The following is a 20,085-nucleotide window of genomic DNA, read 5'->3' on the forward strand; positions in this document are numbered from 1 at the left end:
GTCGAGAAGTGGCAGCTGGCCCTGGACATGATCGACGAGTCCCGCAGCCGGGGCATCGACGTCCCCCTGGTCGTCGCGGACGCCGGATACGGCGACGCCACCGCCTTCCGCCTGGGGCTGGAGCAACGGAAACTGGCCTACGCCGTCGGTATCTCCTCCCGGCTCACCGTCCATCCCGCACACGCGCAGCCGGTCACCCCGCCCTGCCAGGGCATCGGACGTCCACCGGTGGCGAGGTATCCGGACAAGCCGACGACGGTGAAGGAACTGGTCATCCAGGCCGGCCGGCAGGCGGCCCGGCCGGTGTCCTGGCGCGAGGGTTCCCGGCCGGGCCAAGGCCGCAGCGGCTTCAAGCGCATGTACTCGCGCTTCGTCGCCCTTTTCGCCCTCTGGGAAGCCAACGGCATCTTCGACCAGCTCACCGGCCTCTTACGCGGCAAAGTCCGCCAGGCCGAAGGCCGCTCGAGCGAGCCCAGCGCCTGCCTGATCGACAGTCAGAGCATCAAAACCTCCGCCACCGTCCACCTGACCAGCCAAGGCATCGACCCGGCCAAGAAAATCATCGGACGCAAGCGGCACATCGTCACCGACACACTCGGCCTCCTGCTGGCCGCCGCCGTCACCGCCGCCAGCGTCCACGACTCCGCCGCCGGCACCCAACTCCTGACCCAAGTCCGCGAGCACCAACCCACCATCACCAAAGCCTGGGCCGACAACGGCTACAAGACCAAAGCCGTGGAAGCAGCCGCCCACCTCGGCATCGACCTCGAAATCGTCCAACGCGACCCCGCCACCCGCGGCTTCCACGTCCAGCCCCGCCGCTGGGTCATCGAACGCACCCTCGGCTGGCACATGGACCACCGCCGCCTGGCCCGCGACTACGAAACCCACCCCCACCGATCAACCGCCGTGATCCAACTGGCCGCCATCAACCTCATGACCCGCCGCCTCACCCACGAAGCCACCACCAACTGGCGCGACAGCTAAGCCAAATAAAATAGACAAGCAAGAACCAAACGCTCACCTAATCCCGGCATGGGCCGTCGGTGACAGAGCCGCTGCCGTTCGCCGTGTCCGGAACGGTGGCGCAGACTTGTTTGTCGCTGTCCTCGTCGGTCACCGTCACGTGCCCGTTCGTGGAGAAGGAAGCTCCCTCCTCCGCCTTGTACCCGATCTGGTCGGTCAATGTCGTCGAGTGCGACAGCAGTACGTCACGCGGGGATGTGCTGCACGGCGACGGGACGTACGTGACAGCCCCGTCGGGCACCGATCCGCTCGGATAGGCGAAGGTGGGTTCAGGGGAAGAAGGGTCACAGTCCCGGGCCCGGGCCTCCTCCACCGCGTCGTCGATGATCTGACGACCGGCGGCGTGCAGTCCGTCGCTCGTCCGCCGGCTCTCGAAGTAGTGGTCAAACAAACCGAGTCCGCCCAGCACGCACAACGTCGTGCCGAGTCCGAGCAGCCAGCTCCTCAGGGACTTGCCATCGCTCTTCGGCTCGGATCCCCTGGCCGAGAGCGCGGCAGAGGCGGCGACCACCCCGCCGACCACGAGCATGCCTACGGCAGCCCCGATCGGGAAGGGGCCCGTGTGTATCCCCTGAACCGGCAACGGCTGAGCAACTCTCATCTACGACGCCTCAATTCGAACAGGCCCGGCCGTCAGCCTAACTGGAGAAGTCGCTGCCTCCAGACAGACTCACCCCGCCCGCGTTCGCCGCGGCTTTCGGCACATCCGCCCCACGACAGCCTGCCCGGCCCAGGCACCGAAACCCTCCCAACCCGGCCCCGGACGACCACCAGGCCGAAAGAACACCCGGCCCACCCCACGACACGACGTCCACACACCCCACAAGACGCAGTAGACGAAGAGGCGTCCGAAGAAACCGACCATCTCACGGCCCCGCCGCAAGGGTTAAAGATCAAGTCAGGACTTCCCGGCCACCGCCGCCGGATCCCGCCAACTCCTGATGGCGTCGACCTTGCGCGTGCTCTCCAGTGCAGTCCGGCCACTCCACGGAGTCCGCCTGCTCGGCGGGAAGGACGCTCGGCGGCCGGACCCGAGTTCCCGGGCTGAGCGAGCCCGGTCGCTGTGCAAAGCTGGAGTTGATCACGAGGACCACACTCCTGCGCGTCACGCCCGGAGAGCGGTGAGTAAAGATGACCTCGAACTCCGCCGATGCCCCCTGTCCCCGGCCGGCCGGTACCGGCAATGGGCCTGCCGTCTCCCGTAAGGCGTTCGACGCGCTCTTCGAGGCGGTCCGCGCATGGGGTCGCTGGGCCCCGGCCGACCGCGGTGCCTGGAACCGTGTGACCGCGGACCATGTGCGGCGGGCCACGGCCGTGGTGCGGTCCGGGACGGTCGTCCCGTTGGCGCTGCCCTGGAACACCCGGCCCGGCCCCGACAACCGCAAGCCCGCCCTGCACCACATGACCGATCTAGGTGACGTGGAGAGCCCGGAACCCACCACCCACAAGGACTTCATCGCCGCCGACTACCACGGAAAGGCCGTCACGCATCTCGACGCCCTGTGCCACATCGCCTACCAGGGGCAGCTCTACGACGGCCGGACGGCCGGCGACGTCGTCGACACCGCGGGCGCCCGCTTCGGAGCGGTGTCGACGCTCGGGCCCCTCGTCACGAGGGGGGTGCTGCTCGACCTTCCCGCCGTCCTCGGGATCCGCTGGCTGGAGCCGGGACAAGCCGTGCACGCCAAGGACGTCGCAGCCGCGGAGAGGGTCCTGGACGTGACGATCGCCGAGGGTGACGCCGTGCTGCTGCGCTCCGGGCACGGCCGCCGCCGCGCGGAGCTCGGCGCCTGGGACCCCGACACGGCGAGCGCGGGTTTGCACGTGGACGCCGTACCGCTGCTGGCCGAGCGCGGCGTCGTGCTGCTCGGCGGTGACGGCGACAGTGATGTGCGGCCCTCGCCCGTGGAGGGCGTGCACTCGCCGGTGCACGCCCTGGCCGTGGCCGCGATGGGGGTTCCGCTGCTGGACAACCTCGATCTGGAAGCCCTCTCCGCCGCGACCGCGGAGGCCGGGCGGTATGAGTTCCTGCTGGTCGTGGCGCCACTGAACATCCCGGGTGGTACAGGCTCGCCCGTCAACCCGGTGGCGGTCCTGTGACAACCCCGGCCGGTCATGTGCGTGAAGAAACTTCGTGACCGTGACGGACACCCACAATGTTCGTATTCTCATATATGTCAGATTTTTACGGAAAAGCGGACTTTCGTGAGCGTGGGTGAGGCGAAGCGTGGTTCGGTCCGGCGGGGCACCGACGCCTGCGGGGCGTGCGAGAGGCGGCAGAGGGCCCGTCCGTTCGCGTGAGCGGTTCCTGGAGGGTGAGCCGGTCGAAGCGGGCGTGCGTACGTCCATCTCGAACTCGTGGCAGCGCTGCCGGTCCCTGGGGCTCTCGCCCGACCAGTCCGACCTCCCCTTCCGGGAGGACTTCGATCCGGACGCCCGAATCGTCCACGCGGCCGTGCCGGTACTCGACCGACTGCAGTCCCGGTTCGCCGGCAGCAGCATGAACATCTCCGTCGCCGATGCGAGCGGAACGGTCCTTCTGCGCCGTTTCGGAGAGGCGTCCCTGGCCAGAAGCCTCCCGGCGATCCAGCGCGTGCCGGGATTCGTGTTCGCCGAGCAGGTGGCCGGCACCAACGGCATCGGTCTCGCGCTGGCCGAGCGGCAACTCATACAGGTCTACGGCGCCGAGCACTTCGCCGAGCGCTCCCAGGGAAGTGCCTGCCGCGCGCTCCCGGTCCGCGACCCTCTCAGCGGCCGTATCGAGGGTGTCCTGTGCTTCGGCTATCCACGCAGCTTCGACGACCCCGCGCTGGCCACCGTGATACGCAAGGCGGCACAGGCCATCGAACGGCGGCTGCTGGGGCAGAGTTCCGCACGCGAGCGCGGGCTGCTGCGCGCGTACCTGGACACCGAGGCCGAAGCCGCCGTCGGCCTTCACCACAGCATGGGGTTGGACGAGCTGGCCCTCGCACAGCACCCCCGTGACCGTGCGATCCTCATGGAGAGAGCCACCGAGTTGATCTCCTGCGCGCAGCGGGCCGCTGTCCACGTCCCCCTGTCCGACGGCCGGCGCGTCACGCTGCTGAGCCGTCCGATGACGAGTGCCACCGGAGTGAAGGGCCTGGCCATCGAGGCCGTACTGCCCGGCCCCGCACCACGCGAGCCCTTCATCGCCCCGCGGCAGGTCGACGAGTTGCCGGGCTTGCCGGCTGAGTCTGCCGCCTCCCGTATCGTCCTGCCGTCCGGGGCCATCGCAGTCGCCGCACCCGGCCAGGTCGCCACGGGCGGCAAGGGTGGCACAGCCGCCGGAGCGGGGGACGATCACCATGGCTCCCGGCTCCCGGCGAGAGGGCTGCTGCTCGTGGGGGAGCCGCAGGTGGGACGGTACGCCCTCGCCGCACGACGCCGTCTGGAGCTGCTGTCCGAGGCCAGTACGCGCATAGGCACCACCCTGGACGTGCGCCGCACCGCTCAGGAACTGGCGGAGACGGCGGTGCCGCAACTCGCCGACTACGTCACGATCGACCTGCCAGAGGCCGTACTGCGCGGAGAGGAGTCCGCCGACCCGCACAACGACCTGCGCCGTACGGTGGCCCACGGGATCCGCGACGACTGCCCCTTCCATCCGGTCGGCAAGCAGGTCGACTACGGCCCGACCACGCCGCAGCTGCGCTGTCTGACCAGCAGGAAGGCGGTGCTGGAACCGGACCTGAACGTCGCCGCGGGCTGGCTCACCCACGACCCCGAGCACACCGAGGAGCTGCTGACCCGCGTCCACTCCCTCATCGCGGTCCCGCTGGTGGCTCGCGGTGTCGTGCTGGGCGTCGCCGCCTTCTACCGCGGGCAGGACCCCGCCCCCTTCGGCGACGACGACCGTTCGCTGGCCCAAGAGCTGGCCACCCGTGCCGCACTGTCCATCGACAACGCCCGGTGCTACACACGCGAACGCACCATGGTCCTGGCCCTGCAGCGCAGCCTGCTCCCGCACGGGCTGCCCGACCAGGACGCCGTCGAGGTCGCCCATCGCTATCTACCCGCCGAATCCGACGTGGGCGGGGACTGGTACGACGTCATCCCCCTCTCCGGCACCCGTATCGGCCTCATGGTCGGGGACGTCGTCGGCCACGGCATGCTCTCCGCCGCCACCATGGGCCGGCTGCGCACCGCCGCGCGCAGCTTCGCCGAACTCGACTTCCCCCCGGACGAAGTCCTCACCCACCTCGACAACCTGGTGGGACGCCTGGACCGGGAGGACCCCGCCGCCGGCGAAGCGGGCATCATCGGCGCGACCTGCCTGTACGCCATCTACGATCCGACCACGCAGCAGTGCACCATGGCCCGCGCAGGGCATCCTCCCCCCGCGCTGGCCCTCCCCGACGGCACGGTGTCGTTCCCCGAGCTGCCCGCCGGGCCTCCTCTCGGCCTCGGGGGCCTGCCCTTCGAAGCCGCCGAGATCGACCTCCCCGAGGGCAGCCAGTTGGTCCTCTACACCGACGGACTCATCGAGGACCGGTATCGCGACGTCGACGGGGTCCTCGAGCAGCTGCGCGGGGCCCTGGCCCACCCGGAGCGCACGCCCGAGGAGATCTGTCAGGTGATCCTGAACACCGTGGCGCCCGCCCATCCCCGCGACGACATCGCCCTGCTCGTCGCCCGCACCCATGCCCTGGGCTCCGACCGGATCGCCACCTGGGACCTGCCCGCCGACCCGGCCCTGGTCAGCGAAGTCCGCGCCTCCGCCATGCGGCAGCTGGCCGATTGGGGGCTCGACGAGGCCGGGTTCGCCGCGGAGCTGATGCTCAGCGAGCTGGTCACGAACGCCATCCGCCACGGTTCCGGCCCCATCCGCGTACGACTGCTCCACGACCGCACTCTGATCTGCGAGGTCTCCGACACCAGCAACACCGCCCCCCACCTGCGCCGGGCGGCCAGCACCGACGAGGGTGGCCGGGGCCTGTTCCTCGTCGCTCAGCTGGCACAGAGCTGGGGTACGCGCTACCTGCCTCAGGGCAAGGTCATCTGGGCCGAATGCGGCCTCGACGGTGCCTGAGACCGATGGCGCCGCTGACCCGCTGGTGTCACAGAAGGCACCGAATATCGGGTATGCCATGATTCAGCCCACTAGGATCACTGGCGAAAGTCGGGAAGAACTCGCCCGGCCGACCCTCGGAGATGTCCGTGCACGACCCTCCCGACACCTCTGCGGAACCCCTGGTCCGCATCCGCGGGCTCGCCAAGCGGTTCGGCGGGACCCGCGCGCTGGACGGGGTCGATCTCGACGTCCACGCGGGCAGCGTCCTCGCCCTGCTCGGCCCCAACGGAGCCGGAAAGTCCACGCTCATCAAGGTGCTCGCCGGCGTCCACCGCGCCGACGCGGGACAGGTCACGGTGGACGGGCACCCGCTCGGCAGTCATGCCGCCTCCCGCGCCATGTCCTTCATCCACCAGGACCTCGGTCTGGTGGAGTGGATGACGGTCGCCGAGAACATCGCCCTGAGCGCCGGATATCCCCGCCGCGCCGGACTGATCTCCTGGCGGCGCACCCGGGAGCGATGCACCGACGCCCTGCGGATCGTCGCCGGGCACCTCGACCCCGCCGTGCCGATCGCCCGCCTCTCCCCCGCCGAGCGCTCGCTGGTCGCCATCGCCCGAGCTCTGTCCGCCCAGGCGAAACTCATCGTCCTCGACGAGCCGACCGCCCGCCTGCCCGCCGCGGACTGCGCCCGGCTCTTCCGCGTCCTGCACGCCCTGCGCGACCAGGGGCACGGCATCCTCTACGTCAGCCACCGCCTGGACGAGGTGTACGAGGTCGCCGACGCCTTCGCCGTCCTGCGCGACGGCCGCCTCGTCAGCCACGGCACCCTTGCGGGCCACAGCCCCGCCCGTCTGGTGCATGACATCGTCGGCAAGGAATTGACCCGCTACCGGCCCGCCACCGTCCCCGCCGACGGCCCTGCCGTCCTGACCCTCGACGGGGTACGGACCGCCGGCGCGGGACCGGTCGACCTGGAACTCAGGGCCGGAGAGGTCCTGGGCCTGGTCGGCCTCTCGGGCGCCGGGCACATGGACCTGGGCCGAGCCCTCGCCGGCACGCGACCCCTCCTCGACGGCCGGGTACTCCTCGGCGGCCGTCCGTACTGCCCTCGCACGGTCGCCGACGCCGTCCGCCTCGGTGTCGGCTTCGTGCCCGGCGACAGACAGCAGGAGGGCTGCGCCGCCGAGCTGACCGTACGGGAAAACCTCCTGGCCAACCCGGGCGCCGGCGTCCTGCCGACGCCGCGCTGGCTCGCCCCCCGCCGTGAACGCGCCGAGGCAGCCGGCCTGATCGAACGATTCTCGGTGCGTCCCCGCGACAGCGAGGCCCCCATCGCCACGCTGTCCGGCGGAAATCAGCAGAAGGTCGTGATCGGCCGGTGGCTCCGGGTGAGGCTGCGCCTGCTGATCCTGGAGGAGCCGACCGCGAGCGTGGACGTCGGAGCCAAGGCCGCCGTCCACCGCCTGCTCGACGAGGCACTGGCCGCCGGCCTCGCGGTGCTGCTCATCTCCACGGACTTCGAGGAGGTCGCGGGCGTGTGCCGACGCGCCCTGGTGTTCGTCCGCGGTGCCGTGACGGCCGAGCTGAGCGGTCCGGCCCTCACGGTCGCCGGGCTCACCCGGGCGGCCTCGGCCATGCCCCCCTCCGGAACCGCGACGAACTCATGAGGCCGCACCGACAGGGCCCGCGAGGACACCTCATCAGCGCCTACGGTCTGCTGGCCCTCACCGCCCTGCTCTTCCTGATCTTCTCGCTCACCCTGCCGCGGACGTTTCCCACGCGGGACACCGTCGACTCGATCCTGTCCAACCAGTCGATCCCGGCCGTTCTCGCGCTCGCCGCCACGGTCCCCATCGTGACCGGCGCGTTCGACCTCTCCATCGGCTACGGCCTCGGCCTGGCGCACGTCATGGTGATGCAGCTCATCGTCAACGAGGGGTGGCCATGGCTGTGGGCCTGCCTCGTGGTGATCATCGGAGGGGCGGTGGTGGGCGCCCTCAACGGTGTCGTCGTCGAGTTCGGCCGGATCGACTCCTTCATCGCCACCCTCGGGACCGGCAGCATGCTGTACGCCGTGACCGGCTGGGTCACCGGCGGCGCCCGGATCGTCCCCGGCCCGCAAGGTCTCCCCGCCGCCTTCACCGACCTGTACGACTCCAGGTTCCTCGGCCTACCGGTTCCCGCCTTCTACGTGCTCGCCCTCGCCGTCGCTCTCTGGCTGGTACTGGAGCGGCTGCCGCTCGGCCGGTACCTCTACGTCGTCGGCTCGAACCCGCGCGCCGCCGACCTCGTCGGCATCCCGACCCGCAAGTACACCGTCTACGCGTTCACCGGGTCGGGACTGATCGTCGGCTTCGCCGGCGTGCTGCTCGCGGCCCAGCAGCAGATCGGCAATCCCAGCGTCGGCCTCGACTATCTGCTGCCCGCCTTCGTCGGCGCCCTCCTCGGCTCCACCGCGATCACACCCGGCCGCCCCAACGCCCTGGGCACGCTCGTCGCCGTCGCCGTACTCGCCGTCGGCCTCACCGGCATCGGCCAGATGGGTGCCGACTTCTGGACGATCCCCCTGTTCTACGGCGGCACCCTCCTGCTCGCCGTCGGCCTGGCCGGCTACTCCGCCCGCCGCCTGCGCACCGGGGCCGGCCCGGCCCGCGACGCGCCCGCCGTACCCCCTTGAGCCGCCGTCCTCGGCGCGGGACGGTGGCACGGCGGACACCAGCCCTTGACCCACGCCACGGGCCCCACCTGCGTCCCCGTCCGGCCGTGTCCGCCTTCTCATCCCTCCGCGAGGAACCCCCGTGCACCGCACCCGCAAGGCCGTCCCCGGTGTCGTCAAGGCGCGATCCGTCTCCATCGCCCTGCTGGCGGCGACAACTGCCCTCGCCAGCTGTGAACGCGGCTCGTCGAACCGCGCCGGGGTCTCCACCGCGGCCCCGAGCGGCTGTCCCTCAGCCCAGGCCGGGGCTCAGGCCGCCGTCCTCCAGGCGGAGAACACCGACGTCCCCTGGAACGGGCCGTCCAGTGGCCCCGCAGCGGTGCCCGGCAAGACGATCGTCTACGTCGCGCAGACCATGACCAACCCCGGAGTCGCAGGCGCCGTGAAGGGCGTACGGGAGGCCGCGAGGGTCATCGGCTGGAACGTCCGGGTGATCGACGGCGAGGGCACTCCCGCCGGCATCCAGGCGGCACTGAGCGAAGCCGTGGCCCTCAGGCCTTCAGGCATCGTCATCGGCGGCTTCGACCCCAACTCGACCTCGCAGCAGGTCGCGCGGGCCAATGCGGCGCGCATCGCGCTCATCGGCTGGCATGCGGTCTCTTCCCCCGGCCCCAGCGCGAAACCCAGGCTCTTCACCAACGTCACCACCAATGTCGACGACGTGGCGGCAATCAGCGCTCAGTGGGTCATCGCGCGCTCCCACGGCAACGCCGGGGTGGTCCTTTTCACCGACGCCTCGATCCCCTTCGCCAAGCACAAGTCCGAGCTGATCAGGAAGGGGCTGGCCGCCTGTTCGGGCGTGCGGCTGCTGGCCTACGAGAACATCCCGATCCCGGACGCGAGCAGCCGCACCCCCAGGGAGGTCTCGTCCCTGCTCTCCCGCTTCGGGAACCGGTGGACCTACTCCGTCGCGATCAACGACCTGTACTTCGCCGACGCAGCCCCCGCCTTCCGCGCGGCCAGGAAGAAGGGCTCCGGCCCGCCCTTCAACATCGGCGCCGGCGACGGCGACCCGTCCGCCTTCCAGCGCATCAACGGCAAGCAGTACCAGGCGGCCACCGTCCCCGAGCCGCTGTCGCTGCAGGGCTGGCAGATCGTCGACGAGTTCAACCGCGCCTTCTCCAGCCGTCCGGCCAGCGGTTACGTCGCGCCCGTCCACGTCTCCACAGCGGCCAACAGCGAAGGGGCCACGGCCTGGGACCCCTCAGGCTACCGAGACGCGTACCGGAAGATCTGGGGCAGGTGACAGGGAGTCCACCCACTGCTCCTGGCCGTGGATGTGCACCGGTGACTCGCCGGCCGCCTGTGCGGGAGTGTCTGTGTACGACGATCGGCGCGCTGCTCACGCCTCCAGCGCGCCTCCGGCGGGACCGTGGGGCGAGCCAGCCCTGACGGTCAAGGGCTGTCGCCGCCCCTGCTTCGTACTGGCGGCCGTGGTGGCCGCCGCGGCCGTGCTCCGCACCCCGCGCCGGCCCGGGAGCGCGCCGACCGCCCGTCCTGCGGCCTCCCAGCCGGCGGAGTCGGACACCGCCTCGGCGTGAGACCTCCGCCCCGCAATCGCAATGTTCCTGCCTCATCGCACCGCGCACGCGGGGGCGGGAGCGCTTCGCCGAACTCATCGGAAAGCCGTCAGCACGACTCAGCACGCTGACGTGCCACGAAAGCGAGGGCGGCCGGATCACCTCCCGCGTCGGCGGGGAGGCCCTTGTCCATGAGCGCGATACCGGCGGTGCTCTCCCACGCGCAGACGGCAGGCGCCACCGTCGCGATCGCCAGCCGCACGCAGCGCCCGAGATGGCCGCCCGGCCGAGGCCTTCCCGGCGCCAACGGGCAGTTGTGACGCGCGCATTGCGATCACATGGCAGGAGCCTTCGAAGACTGGCAGTGGAAGTGATCACGGACCCAGAATCACTCCTCGTCAGGCCCGTTCTCCTCCGACTCAGAGGAATCGGGCCGGGCACCTCAACACGAGCACAGCGTCGCCGGACCGGTCGCGTGCTTCCATCCACCCGTCAGAAAGCCATGACGATCATGTCCAGAACCGGCACACCTCCGCCGGCCCTCCACACGGCCCAGACCGCCGCGCCCCACACCACGACCGCCCTACCGGCGCCCGGGAAGGCGGGTCCATGCTCCGCCATGTGATACGCAAGGCAGCAGGTTGGCTGGCCATGATCGTGGTCGCCACGAATGTCACGTACGTACTGGCCGCCTGGTTCCTCGACCCGAGGTCGAACTACAAGGGCACACGCCCGGTCCGCACCGAGGCGGAGATCGACCGGGCCCTGGCGCCGTACAACCTGGACCCGCGGGTGCCGCTGGTGGACCGGTGGTGGCACTGGTTCAGCAACGTGGTCTGGCACTTCGACTGGGGGAAGTCCCCGGTCGGGACGTCGGTGAACTCCGAGATCGGTTTCCGGGTGCTGGTCAGCGGCCAGCTGGTCACCATGGCCACGCTCTTGTCCGTGGTGGCCGGTGTCGCGCTCAGCGTGTCCACCGCGTCCCGGCAGTACGGCTGGTGGGACCGGATCACGCAGCTGGTGTCGGTGTTCTTGCTCAACATCCCCACCGCGGTCGCCGCGTTGGCGGTCGTCTTCGCCGGGGTCTGGCTCAACCAGAGCCTCGGACTGCGCTTTCTGTATGTTGCAGGGGAGAAGTCTCCGACCGTCGAAGGGCTGTTGCCGACGGTGATCGACCGGGTGCAGCATCTGATCCTGCCGACGCTGAGCCTGACCCTGCTGGGCTACGTCGGCTATCACCTGACCCAGCGCACGCTGCTGCTGGACGCCATCAACTCGGACTTCGTGCGAACCGCGCGAGCTACCGGACTGACCCGCGCCCAGGCGATCCGCCGCCATGCGCTGCGCACCTCGCTGATCCCGACAGCCACGTCGGTCGCGTTCGGCATCCCCGCCATCTTCACCGGCGCGGTGATCACCGAGACCATCTTCGGCTGGAACGGCATGGGCCAGTACTTCATCCAAACCATCAGCAAGAACGACGTGCACGGCGCCGTCGCGGTGGCGGCGTTCGGCGCGGCCATGACCGCGATCGGCGCGATCCTGGCCGACATCACCGTCGTCCTCCTCGACCCACGGGTGCGGGTGAGCTGACATGGCAGCGACCGTGACATCCCCGCCCGAGCTGCCCTACCCGGACACCGCCGACGGCGACCCGGCTCCCCGTCTCGGCAGCGGCCGGCTGTACCTGCGGCGGTTCGCACGCAACCGCGGGGCCCTGCTCGGAGTGGCGCTCTTCGTGCTCCTGGTGCTGTTCAGCGTGGTCGGCGCTCTGTTCACGCACTTCGCGTACACCGACGCCGACTTCACCGCGCTCACCCAGCCGCCGAGCGCGGCCCACTACTTCGGCACCAACCAGGGCGGCAACGACGTCTTCGCCGAGTCGGTGCACGGCCTGCAGCGTTCGCTGGTGATCGCGGTCAGTGTGTCGGTGCTGACGACCGTGGTGGCCGCGGTGATCGGCTCGGGGGCCGCATACCTCGGCGGGAGGGTGGAGAAGGTGACGCTGGCGGTCATCCACTTCCTGCTGGTGGTTCCTTCGTTCCTGATCCTCGCCCTGGTCTCGCACCACCTCGCGGGCGACTGGCGGGTGCTGATCCTCGTGCTCACCCTCTTCGGCTGGATGTCGACCGCCCGGGTCATCTGGTCAATGTCCACTTCGCTGCGTGAACGCGACTACGTGCTGGCCGCCGAGTTCATGGGGGTACGGCCATGGCGGATCGTGGTGCGGCACATCATCCCCAACCTGGGTTCCCTGCTGGTGGTCAACCTGACCCTCGGCGTCGTCACCACCGTGCTCAGTGAGACCGCCCTGTCGTTCCTCGGTTTCGGGGTCCAAGCCCCCGACGTGTCGCTGGGCACCATGCTCGCCGACGGATCCGGCACCATCACCAGCGCCCCGTGGCTGTTCGCGTTCCCCGCCGGTCTGGTGGTGCTGCTCACGGTGTCGATGACACTCGTCGGCGACGGGCTGCGCGACGCCCTCGACCCCACCTCGATCTCGGCCTCGGCCTCGGCCTCGGGAGGCACGCGATGAGGCACGCCCTCACAACGGCCCCCGAATCGCCGTCGCACGACGCCGCACAGACCCCGGTGCTGTCGGTCCGGGACCTGCGGATCTCGTTCCCCTCCGAGGCGGGACCGGTCGAGGCGGTGCGCGGAGTGAACTTCGAAGTGCTGCCCGGCCGGACGCTCGGCATCGTCGGCGAGTCGGGGTCGGGCAAGTCCGCGACCGCGATGGGCGTCATGGGACTGCTGCCGCCGACCGCCCGGGTCTCGGGCGAGGTGCTGCTGGGCGGCCGTGACCTGGTCGGGCTGAACGACAGGCAGCTGTCCCAGGCGCGCGGCAAGGACATCGGCATGGTCTTCCAGGACCCGCTGTCCGCGCTGACCCCGATCTTCTCCGTCGGCCGTCTGCTGTCCGACGCGCTGCGCGTGCACCAGGACCTGACGAAGCAGGCCGCGTGGAACCGCGCGGTCGAGCTGCTGGATCTGGTCGGCATCCCCGAACCGCAGCGCAGGGCGCGGTCGTTCCCGCACGAGTTCTCCGGGGGGATGCGCCAGCGCGTCGTGATCGCCCTCGCTATCGCGAACGCGCCGTCGGTGATCGTGGCCGACGAGCCCACCACCGCCCTCGACGTGACCGTGCAGGCCCAGATCCTGGACTTGCTGCGGACCGCGCAGGCCGAGACCGGTGCGGGGGTCGTACTGATCACCCATGACCTTGGTGTCGTCGCCGGGTACGCCGACGACGTCGCCGTGATGTACGCCGGACGGATCGTGGAACAGGCCGGCGCCGACGAGCTGTTCCGGCGGCCCACCATGCCTTACACGATCGGGCTGCTGGGCGCGGTGCCCCGCCCGGACGCCCGGGCGGACCGGCCGTTGGTGCCGATCGGCGGCGAGCCTCCGTCGCTGGTGGGGCTCCGGGCGGGGTGCCCCTTCGCAGACCGGTGCCCCGCCGCACTCGACCGCTGCCGCACGCAGGAACCCGCGCCGATACCGGTCGCCGGGCACGGGCAGGTCGCCTGCCTGCGTGCCGACGAGATCGCCGACGGCCGGCTGGCGGCGGATTCACTCTTCCCGGCCCCCGAGGACGTCGAGGCCGCCGAGGAGGGCACGAACGGCACCGGCGCCTCGGGGGAAGTGGTGCTGCGGGTGTCCGGCCTGGCCAAGACGTTCCCGGTCACCAAGGGAGCATTCCTCAAGCGCCGCGTCGGCACGCTGCACGCGGTCAGCGACGTCGGCTTCGAGCTGCGGGCCGGCGAGACCCTGGGCCTGGTGGGCGAGTCCGGCAGCGGCAAGACCACCACGCTGCTGGAGATCCTGCGGCTCAGGCCGCCGGAGCGCGGCCGGATCGAGGTCGCGGGCACGGACGTCGCCGACCTCGACTCCGCCGAGCGGGTGCGTGAACTACGCCGCGCGGTGCAGATCGTCATGCAGGATCCGATGGGCTCCCTCGATCCGCGGCTCCCGGTCTTCCAACTGCTCGCCGAACCGCTGCAAGCCGTCGGCGGCAGCCGGGCGACGATCCGGGCCCGGGTGGCCGAACTCCTGGGCATGGTCGGCCTGGACGCGTCGGTCGCGGACCGCTTCCCGGCGGCCCTGTCCGGTGGCCAGCGCCAGCGCGTCGCCATCGCCCGCGCCCTGGCGACCGAACCGCGGATCGTGGTCTTGGACGAGCCGGTCTCGGCCCTGGACGTGTCCGTGCAGGCGGGCGTCGTCAACCTGCTCGCCAGGCTCAAGCGCGAACTGGGCCTGGCGTATCTGGTCGTCGCGCACGACCTCGCCGTGATGCGGCATTTCTCCGACCGCATCGCGGTCATGTACCTCGGGCACATCGTCGAGACCGGCAGCACCGAAGCACTCTTCGAAGACCCGAAGCACCCGTACACCAAGGCCCTGCTCTCGGCGATCCCGGTGCCGGACCCGCAGCGCGAGCGATCCCGTGAGCGGATCGTGCTGGAAGGCGAGCAGCCGAACGCGTCACATCTGCCGCAGGGCTGCGTCTTCGTCGACCGCTGTCCGCTGTACCGGCTGCTCGACCACGGTTTGCAGGAGCGGTGCCGCACCGAACGGCCCGTCCTGGGCCCGGCGGCATCCGGCTCCGGCCACCGCCACGCCTGCCACGCCCGCTGACCGCGAGCCCGAACACGTCGACGCCGCACCCCGATGGTGTCGCGGAACCAGTTGAAGGAATGAGGACCCACTCCCCCATGCGACCGAGAATCGCCGTCCCCGCGGCCGCCCTTACCGCGGCCCTCGCCCTCGCCGTCACGGCCTGCGGCCCCTCCGGTTCCCCGGACGCCGGCAAGGCATCCGGGAAGAGCACGACCCCCGCCGCGGCTTCGGCGAAGGTCGACTACAACCCCCGGCCCTACGACGACATCAAGGACGGCGGCACCTACACCACCACCGGCAGCTTCGACGACCAGGGCAACCCGTTCAACGCCAACGCCACGCTCACCGCCACACGCGTCTGGTTCTGGTACAACCCGGACGTCATCACCTACTCCCCCACCGGTGAGACGCAGTACAACCCCGACTACCTCAGCAAAGTCAAGGTCAGCGTCACCGGCGGCAACCAGCGGGTGGTCCTCACCCTCAACCCCAAGGCCACCTACAACGACGGCACCCCGATCGACTGGAGGGCCGTCAAGGCGACCTGGCAGGCCGACAACGGCACGAACAAGAGCTACAACGCAAGCAACACCGAGGGCTACAGCCACATCACCTCGGTCACCCGCGGCGCCGACGACAAGCAGGCCGTCGTCGACTTCAAGGGCGTCGCCCCCTGGTGGTCGAGCCTGTTCACCACGTTCCTGCACCCCAAGGCCGCCACCGTCGCCAACTTCAACGACGCCTACGTCAAGAAGGCCCACCCCGAGTGGGGCGCCGGCCCCTACACCGTCGGAAAGTTCGACACCAAGACCGGCGACCTGACCTTCGTACGCAACCCCAAGTGGTGGGGCAAGAAGGGCAAGCTCGACAAGCGCGTCTACGTCAACCTGGAGTCGAACGCCGCGGTCAACGCCTTCAAGAACGGCCAGATCGACTACGCCCCCACCGGCGACGCCGAGGGCCTGAAGCAGCTCACCGGCATCAAGGGCACCGGGATCCGCCAGGGTGGCAGCCCGTTCGCGTACTCCTTCTACGTCAACGCCAAGTCCCCCAACCTGAAGGACATCCAGGTACGCAAGGCTCTCCTGGAGAGCATCGACCGGACCCAGATCGCCAAGATCCAGTTCCAGGGCCTGGGCGGCTACAGCGAGCCCCTGCCCGGCTCCCTGCTGCTCTTCAGCTTCCAGAAGGGCTACTCCGACAACGTCGGCGCCGTGATCAAACATGACCCGGAGGCTGCCAAGAAGATCCTGGACGCCGCTGGCTGGAAGCCCGGCAACGACGGCATCCGTGAGAAGGGCGGCAAGAAGCTCACCGTCACCTACACCCTGCGTAGCGGCGACCCACTGGAGAAGGCCACCGCTGGCGCTCTCGTGGCGATGCTCAAGCCCGTCGGCATCCAGGTCACACTGAAGAACTCCACCGAGGCCGACTTCGCCAAGATCCTCACCGACCGCAGCTTCGACATCTTCCTCGTCGGCAACCGCTCCACGGACCCGTTCGGCGCTCGCTACCTGTGCCAGTTCTACTGCACCGACAGCGACTCCAACATCGTGAGCATCGGCACCCCCGAACTCGACAAGGAGATCCACGCCGTCTCCGCGATCGCCGACCCTGACAAGCAGATCGCACAGGCCAACGCCGTCGAGCGCAAGGAACTGGCGCAGTACGGCTACCTGCCCCTGTTCAGCGGCCCGTCCATCTACGGCGTCAAGAACGGCCTGGCCAACGTCGGCGCCACCATCTTCGGCACCCCCCTGCCGGAGACCGTCGGCTGGCAGAAGTAGCCCTTGCGGGCACACCGTAACCCGACAAGGGTCCCCGCATCGCCGTACCGGTTTCACGACGGTACGGCGATGCGTGTTTCGTCACGAAGGCGAGCAGGCGAAGGGCGCCATGCCTCGCGGGGCTCGACGCAGGTTGCCCTGCCCTCACGCCCGAAACACCGGAAGATCATCCGACCGTGGCCGCTCACTTGAACCGATGCTCACCATGATCGATAGAGCCTCGGCACCATTGTCGAGCGGGTCTGCCACTGTCCTCGAAGACGTGACGCCGTTCTGTGGCCAGTGCGCTCCGCTTGGTTTTCGCCTTGGCCGCCGGCGGCGTGACCTGCGCACACTGGATGCATGCGCGGGATGACCGTCGGCCAGGCGGCCGAGCTCGAGGACTTGCTCGCTGAGGCCGTCGTCGAAGCCGTCCAAGGAACGAGCGCGTACGCAGGGAGCATCTTCCTCCGCTCCCGCGACCGCCGGTCGATCGTGCTCGCTGCGACGTGTGGGGTGCCTCCTTCCCTACTGGGTGGCTGGCGCCTCATTGCGGTGAACAGTCCCATCCCGGCCGCCGTGGCATACAAGTCCGGGCGCACGGTCCACCTGGCAAACGCTGATGAGACGATGCGGAAGTACCCGCAACTCGCGGTGGCTCTGCCGCATGCCTTCGGCTCCTGCTCGGTGCCCGTGCACGCCCGTGGGGAACGCTTCGGGTCGCTGGCAATCGTATGGCGTGCATCATCGGGCAGCGAAGGGCTCTCCAAGGCCCAGCGCCGCCACCTGCGGAACGTCGCCGCCCGGCTGGGTGACTGTCTGACCGCATTCCGTGACCGTACCGGCGATCCCGTGGAATGCGACCTGAGGGCGGTTCCCGTGGAGAGGCCGGCTCCCTCGGCAGCAGCCGTACGGGTTGGGTTGTTCCACTGGAACCTGAGCTCCGGCACCTTCAGCGTGGACGACGCGCTCTGCGCGATCTTCGGTCTCGATCCCCATGCTTTCGACGGACGAGTCGAGGCGCTTACTGCATGCCTGCACCCCGGTGATCGAGCAGCTTTTCGGGCGTGCGCTCTGGAGGCGACAGGCGAGGGCCGGATCACCGCGTGTCGGATGCGCGTACGAGATCACAGCGGCGACGGCGGAGGCTATCGCACGGTCGAGCTGTGGGGCCGCGCAGCGGAAGCCGACGACCCGCGCCCCGGTACGCATCTGGTCGGCGCGGTAGTGGATGCCCAGGCCGGCACTGCGGCCGTCGCAGCGGTCGAACGGCTGCGGGACGGGCTGTTCTCCCTCGCCCCGGACGGGCGGGTGACCTACGCCAACCACAGCGCCCTACGACTTCTGGGTGTTTCCTCCGACGAGGTACTGGGCCGGTTCCTCTGGGACGTGTTGCCGTGGCTGTCCGACCCCGGCGTCGAATACCGGCACCGGTCCGCGATGATCTCGCAGACGCCGTCGTCCTTCCTGGCGAGCCGACCGCCCGACCAGTGGCTCGCCTTCTCACTCCACCCGCGGGCGGACGGGGTGACCGGCTGGGTGGTGCCCGCCACCCGTGCCCCATCGGCCGCGGCAGTGTCTGCCACCCCGGTCACTGCACTACCCGGCGCTGCACCGACGCGTTTGGGTGTCATGTATCACGTGCTGCAGCTGAGCAGTGCTCTGACCGAAGCAGTCACCACACGCCAAGTGTGCGAGGTCGTCTCCGACCAGCTCCTGCCGGCCTTCGGGGGCCAGCAGATCGCGATCTATGTGGTCCACAGCGGAACGATGCACCTGCTCCATCACACCGGCCGCCACGAAGGATTCCTCGACTGGCTGGAGGGCGTTGCGCTGCACGCCCGCCTGCCGGGAACGGAGACCCTGACGTCCGGTGCTCCGCTCTTCATCGAGTCGCAGCAGGACCTCGCCCGGGGCTACCCGGGAACCCCCGTCGGCCAGGTGAGCTCCTGGGCATATCTGCCGCTGATCGCCTCTGGCCGCCCGGTCGGCACCTGCGTCCTCGGCTTCGACGAGATCCATCACTTCACCGAGAAGGACCGCAGCGTCCTCACCGCACTCGCCGGGCTGATCGCCCAGGCCCTGGAACGAGCACGGCTCTACGACTCGGAGTTCGCCGTCGCGCACGGCCTGCAGCAGGCGCTCCTGCCGCACCGGCTGCCACCAGTCCCAGGTATCCGCTCCGTCGCACGCTATCTGCCCGCTACCAGCTGCATGGACATCGGCGGCGACTGGTACGACGTCATCCCCACCGACAGCGGAGCCCGTCTCGTCATCGGCGACGTGGAAGGGCACAGCATCGCTGCCGCGGCCACCATGGCCCAGTTGCGCAGTGCAGTACGGGCTTTCGCAGCTGCGGGCCTTACGCCCGGTGCCATGATGGCAGGCGTCAACCGAACCCTGATCGACCTCGACTCCAACCTGCTGGCCAGCTGCTGCTACCTCCACCTCGAGCCCCACGGCCAGCACGCCTACGTGGTCACCGCCGGCCACCCTCCTCCTCTGCTCCGCCACCCCAACGGCACGGCCGACGCCCTCGACCTGGATGTCGGCCCAGTCCTGGGCGTGGATCACTCGAGCGCCTACAACCCAACCCGTGTCGCCCTCCCGCCGGGATCCGTTCTCGCCCTCTACACCGACGGGCTGGTGGAGGAACCCGGCACCGACATCGACGTGGGGATCGACCGCCTGCGAGCGTCGCTGGCCCACGCTGGTGCGGGCTCACTGGACGAACTCGCCGACCGGATCCTGCACAATGCCCGCCGCTCCCCCCACCGGGCCGACGACATCGCCCTTCTGCTCACCGAACACGGCGCCGACCACGGCCCGCATCACACCTCGAGGGGACCGCGGGCAGACCGCTACAACGACTCCGCCGCGGGGCGCTGACGAGGCCCCGTCATGCCGATGCGTTGATGCGGATCCGGACCATGCCGTTGCCCATTCCGCCGCGCCATCTCCACCATCCAGTCACCCTCCGGCCAGCGGGCAGCGGGCAGCCGGCGTTCCGGCGGGCCGCCCAGCCAGAACGGGGAGCCGGAGTGACCGTCGGGCGGCTACTGCTCACCGCCGTCGTCGCGCAGACGCCTGTGGAGTTCCAACTCCCGCTCGACGAAGTCGTGGTCGCCGCCTGGACATCACCAGGGTCAACGTTGCCCAGGGGCTACGCCTGCCGCGAGATCCCGACCTGCCACCTGCGCGACGTGCGGGCAGCACCGGCCCTGCCGCTTCGCTGCCTCTGGCCGCCCCAAGTGCCTGTCATGCCTTGCCGGGGAACGCGAAGTCGCCAAGTACGTCGCCTGCCACAAGTAGGGCTTGGTCAGGTTCGTATTGGGGTGGGTATGTCGCGGTGGCAGGTGGGGCAGGCGCCTGCCCAGAGAGCGAGGAGTGTCTGCAGTTCAC

The 20,085-nt window shown here is 69.9% G+C and carries 14 protein-coding genes and 1 pseudogene; 14 read left to right on the forward strand and 1 reads right to left on the reverse strand.

The window, feature by feature from the left end; all coding sequences use genetic code 11:
- Nucleotides 1-15 precede the first annotated feature (15 nt).
- Nucleotides 16-987: an IS5 family transposase gene (locus ACWD35_RS41670; RefSeq protein ID WP_451356582.1), complete on the forward strand. Its 972-nt coding sequence runs from the start codon at nucleotides 16-18 to the stop codon at nucleotides 985-987.
- Nucleotides 988-1,024: 37 nt separating this feature from the next.
- Here ACWD35_RS41670 and ACWD35_RS41675 read toward each other — a convergent pair whose 3' ends face one another.
- On the reverse strand, nucleotides 1,025-1,627 hold the full coding sequence (locus ACWD35_RS41675; RefSeq protein ID WP_451356569.1) for a hypothetical protein: 603 nt from the start codon (nucleotides 1,625-1,627) through the stop codon (nucleotides 1,025-1,027).
- Between the two features lie 44 nt (nucleotides 1,628-1,671).
- Between ACWD35_RS41675 and ACWD35_RS41680 the strand changes: the two are divergent.
- The 13 genes and pseudogenes from ACWD35_RS41680 to ACWD35_RS41740 form a co-directional block, all read left to right on the forward strand.
- Nucleotides 1,672-1,862, forward strand: a pseudogene (locus tag ACWD35_RS41680) (NF041680 family putative transposase); the annotation flags it as partial.
- A 295-nt stretch (nucleotides 1,863-2,157) separates the two neighbouring features.
- Entirely contained in the window at nucleotides 2,158-3,126 is a 969-nt protein-coding gene (locus ACWD35_RS41685) for a cyclase family protein (RefSeq protein WP_451356570.1), read from the forward strand.
- Nucleotides 3,127-3,253: 127 nt separating this feature from the next.
- A complete protein-coding gene (locus ACWD35_RS41690) occupies nucleotides 3,254-6,076 on the forward strand; it encodes a SpoIIE family protein phosphatase (protein ID WP_451356571.1) in 2,823 nt (940 codons plus the stop codon).
- Between the two features lie 122 nt (nucleotides 6,077-6,198).
- On the forward strand, nucleotides 6,199-7,728 hold the full coding sequence (locus tag ACWD35_RS41695) for a sugar ABC transporter ATP-binding protein (protein WP_451356572.1): 1,530 nt from the start codon (nucleotides 6,199-6,201) through the stop codon (nucleotides 7,726-7,728).
- Nucleotides 7,725-8,738 (forward strand): ABC transporter permease, encoded by a 1,014-nt coding sequence (locus ACWD35_RS41700; protein WP_451356573.1) that lies wholly within the window; start codon nucleotides 7,725-7,727, stop codon nucleotides 8,736-8,738. The genes ACWD35_RS41695 and ACWD35_RS41700 overlap by 4 nt, the downstream gene beginning before the upstream one ends.
- Nucleotides 8,739-8,859: 121 nt before the next feature.
- Complete coding sequence (locus ACWD35_RS41705; RefSeq protein WP_451356574.1) at nucleotides 8,860-10,023, forward strand: substrate-binding domain-containing protein; 1,164 nt, start codon at nucleotides 8,860-8,862, stop codon at nucleotides 10,021-10,023.
- Between the two features lie 73 nt (nucleotides 10,024-10,096).
- Nucleotides 10,097-10,318, forward strand: coding sequence for a hypothetical protein (locus ACWD35_RS41710; protein ID WP_451356575.1), 222 nt, complete (start codon nucleotides 10,097-10,099; stop codon nucleotides 10,316-10,318).
- A 170-nt stretch (nucleotides 10,319-10,488) separates the two neighbouring features.
- Nucleotides 10,489-10,617: a hypothetical protein gene (locus tag ACWD35_RS41715; RefSeq protein WP_451356576.1), complete on the forward strand. Its 129-nt coding sequence runs from the start codon at nucleotides 10,489-10,491 to the stop codon at nucleotides 10,615-10,617.
- Between the two features lie 289 nt (nucleotides 10,618-10,906).
- Nucleotides 10,907-11,890 carry an ABC transporter permease gene (locus tag ACWD35_RS41720; protein ID WP_451356577.1) on the forward strand — a complete coding sequence of 328 codons (984 nt, stop codon included), beginning with the start codon at nucleotides 10,907-10,909 and terminating at the stop codon, nucleotides 11,888-11,890.
- A 1-nt stretch (nucleotide 11,891) separates the two neighbouring features.
- A complete protein-coding gene (locus tag ACWD35_RS41725; protein WP_451356578.1) occupies nucleotides 11,892-12,833 on the forward strand; it encodes an ABC transporter permease in 942 nt (313 codons plus the stop codon).
- Nucleotides 12,830-14,935, forward strand: coding sequence for a dipeptide ABC transporter ATP-binding protein (locus ACWD35_RS41730; RefSeq protein WP_451356579.1), 2,106 nt, complete (start codon nucleotides 12,830-12,832; stop codon nucleotides 14,933-14,935). The genes ACWD35_RS41725 and ACWD35_RS41730 overlap by 4 nt, the downstream gene beginning before the upstream one ends.
- A gap of 77 nt (nucleotides 14,936-15,012) precedes the next feature.
- Nucleotides 15,013-16,704: an ABC transporter family substrate-binding protein gene (locus tag ACWD35_RS41735; RefSeq protein WP_451356580.1), complete on the forward strand. Its 1,692-nt coding sequence runs from the start codon at nucleotides 15,013-15,015 to the stop codon at nucleotides 16,702-16,704.
- A gap of 1,092 nt (nucleotides 16,705-17,796) precedes the next feature.
- The gene (locus ACWD35_RS41740) at nucleotides 17,797-19,572 is read left to right on the forward strand and encodes a GAF domain-containing SpoIIE family protein phosphatase (RefSeq protein ID WP_451356581.1); all 1,776 of its coding nucleotides are present in this window, start codon (nucleotides 17,797-17,799) and stop codon (nucleotides 19,570-19,572) included.
- Nucleotides 19,573-20,085 lie beyond the last annotated feature (513 nt).

Source organism: Streptomyces sp. NPDC002671 (assembly GCF_053592475.1).

Excerpts from the sequence above, each read along its gene's own strand:
- ACWD35_RS41675 (WP_451356569.1), bottom strand. The coding sequence starts at position 1,627 with ATGAGAGTTGCTCAGCCGTTGCCGGTTCAGGGGATACACACGGGCCCC.
- ACWD35_RS41685 (WP_451356570.1), top strand. The coding sequence starts at position 2,158 with ATGACCTCGAACTCCGCCGATGCCCCCTGTCCCCGGCCGGCCGGTACC.
- ACWD35_RS41695 (WP_451356572.1), top strand. The coding sequence starts at position 6,199 with ATGTCCGTGCACGACCCTCCCGACACCTCTGCGGAACCCCTGGTCCGC.
- ACWD35_RS41700 (WP_451356573.1), top strand. The coding sequence starts at position 7,725 with ATGAGGCCGCACCGACAGGGCCCGCGAGGACACCTCATCAGCGCCTAC.
- ACWD35_RS41715 (WP_451356576.1), top strand. The coding sequence starts at position 10,489 with ATGAGCGCGATACCGGCGGTGCTCTCCCACGCGCAGACGGCAGGCGCC.
- ACWD35_RS41720 (WP_451356577.1), top strand. The coding sequence starts at position 10,907 with ATGCTCCGCCATGTGATACGCAAGGCAGCAGGTTGGCTGGCCATGATC.
- ACWD35_RS41725 (WP_451356578.1), top strand. The coding sequence starts at position 11,892 with ATGGCAGCGACCGTGACATCCCCGCCCGAGCTGCCCTACCCGGACACC.
- ACWD35_RS41730 (WP_451356579.1), top strand. The coding sequence starts at position 12,830 with ATGAGGCACGCCCTCACAACGGCCCCCGAATCGCCGTCGCACGACGCC.
- ACWD35_RS41735 (WP_451356580.1), top strand. The coding sequence starts at position 15,013 with ATGCGACCGAGAATCGCCGTCCCCGCGGCCGCCCTTACCGCGGCCCTC.
- ACWD35_RS41740 (WP_451356581.1), top strand. The coding sequence starts at position 17,797 with ATGCGCGTACGAGATCACAGCGGCGACGGCGGAGGCTATCGCACGGTC.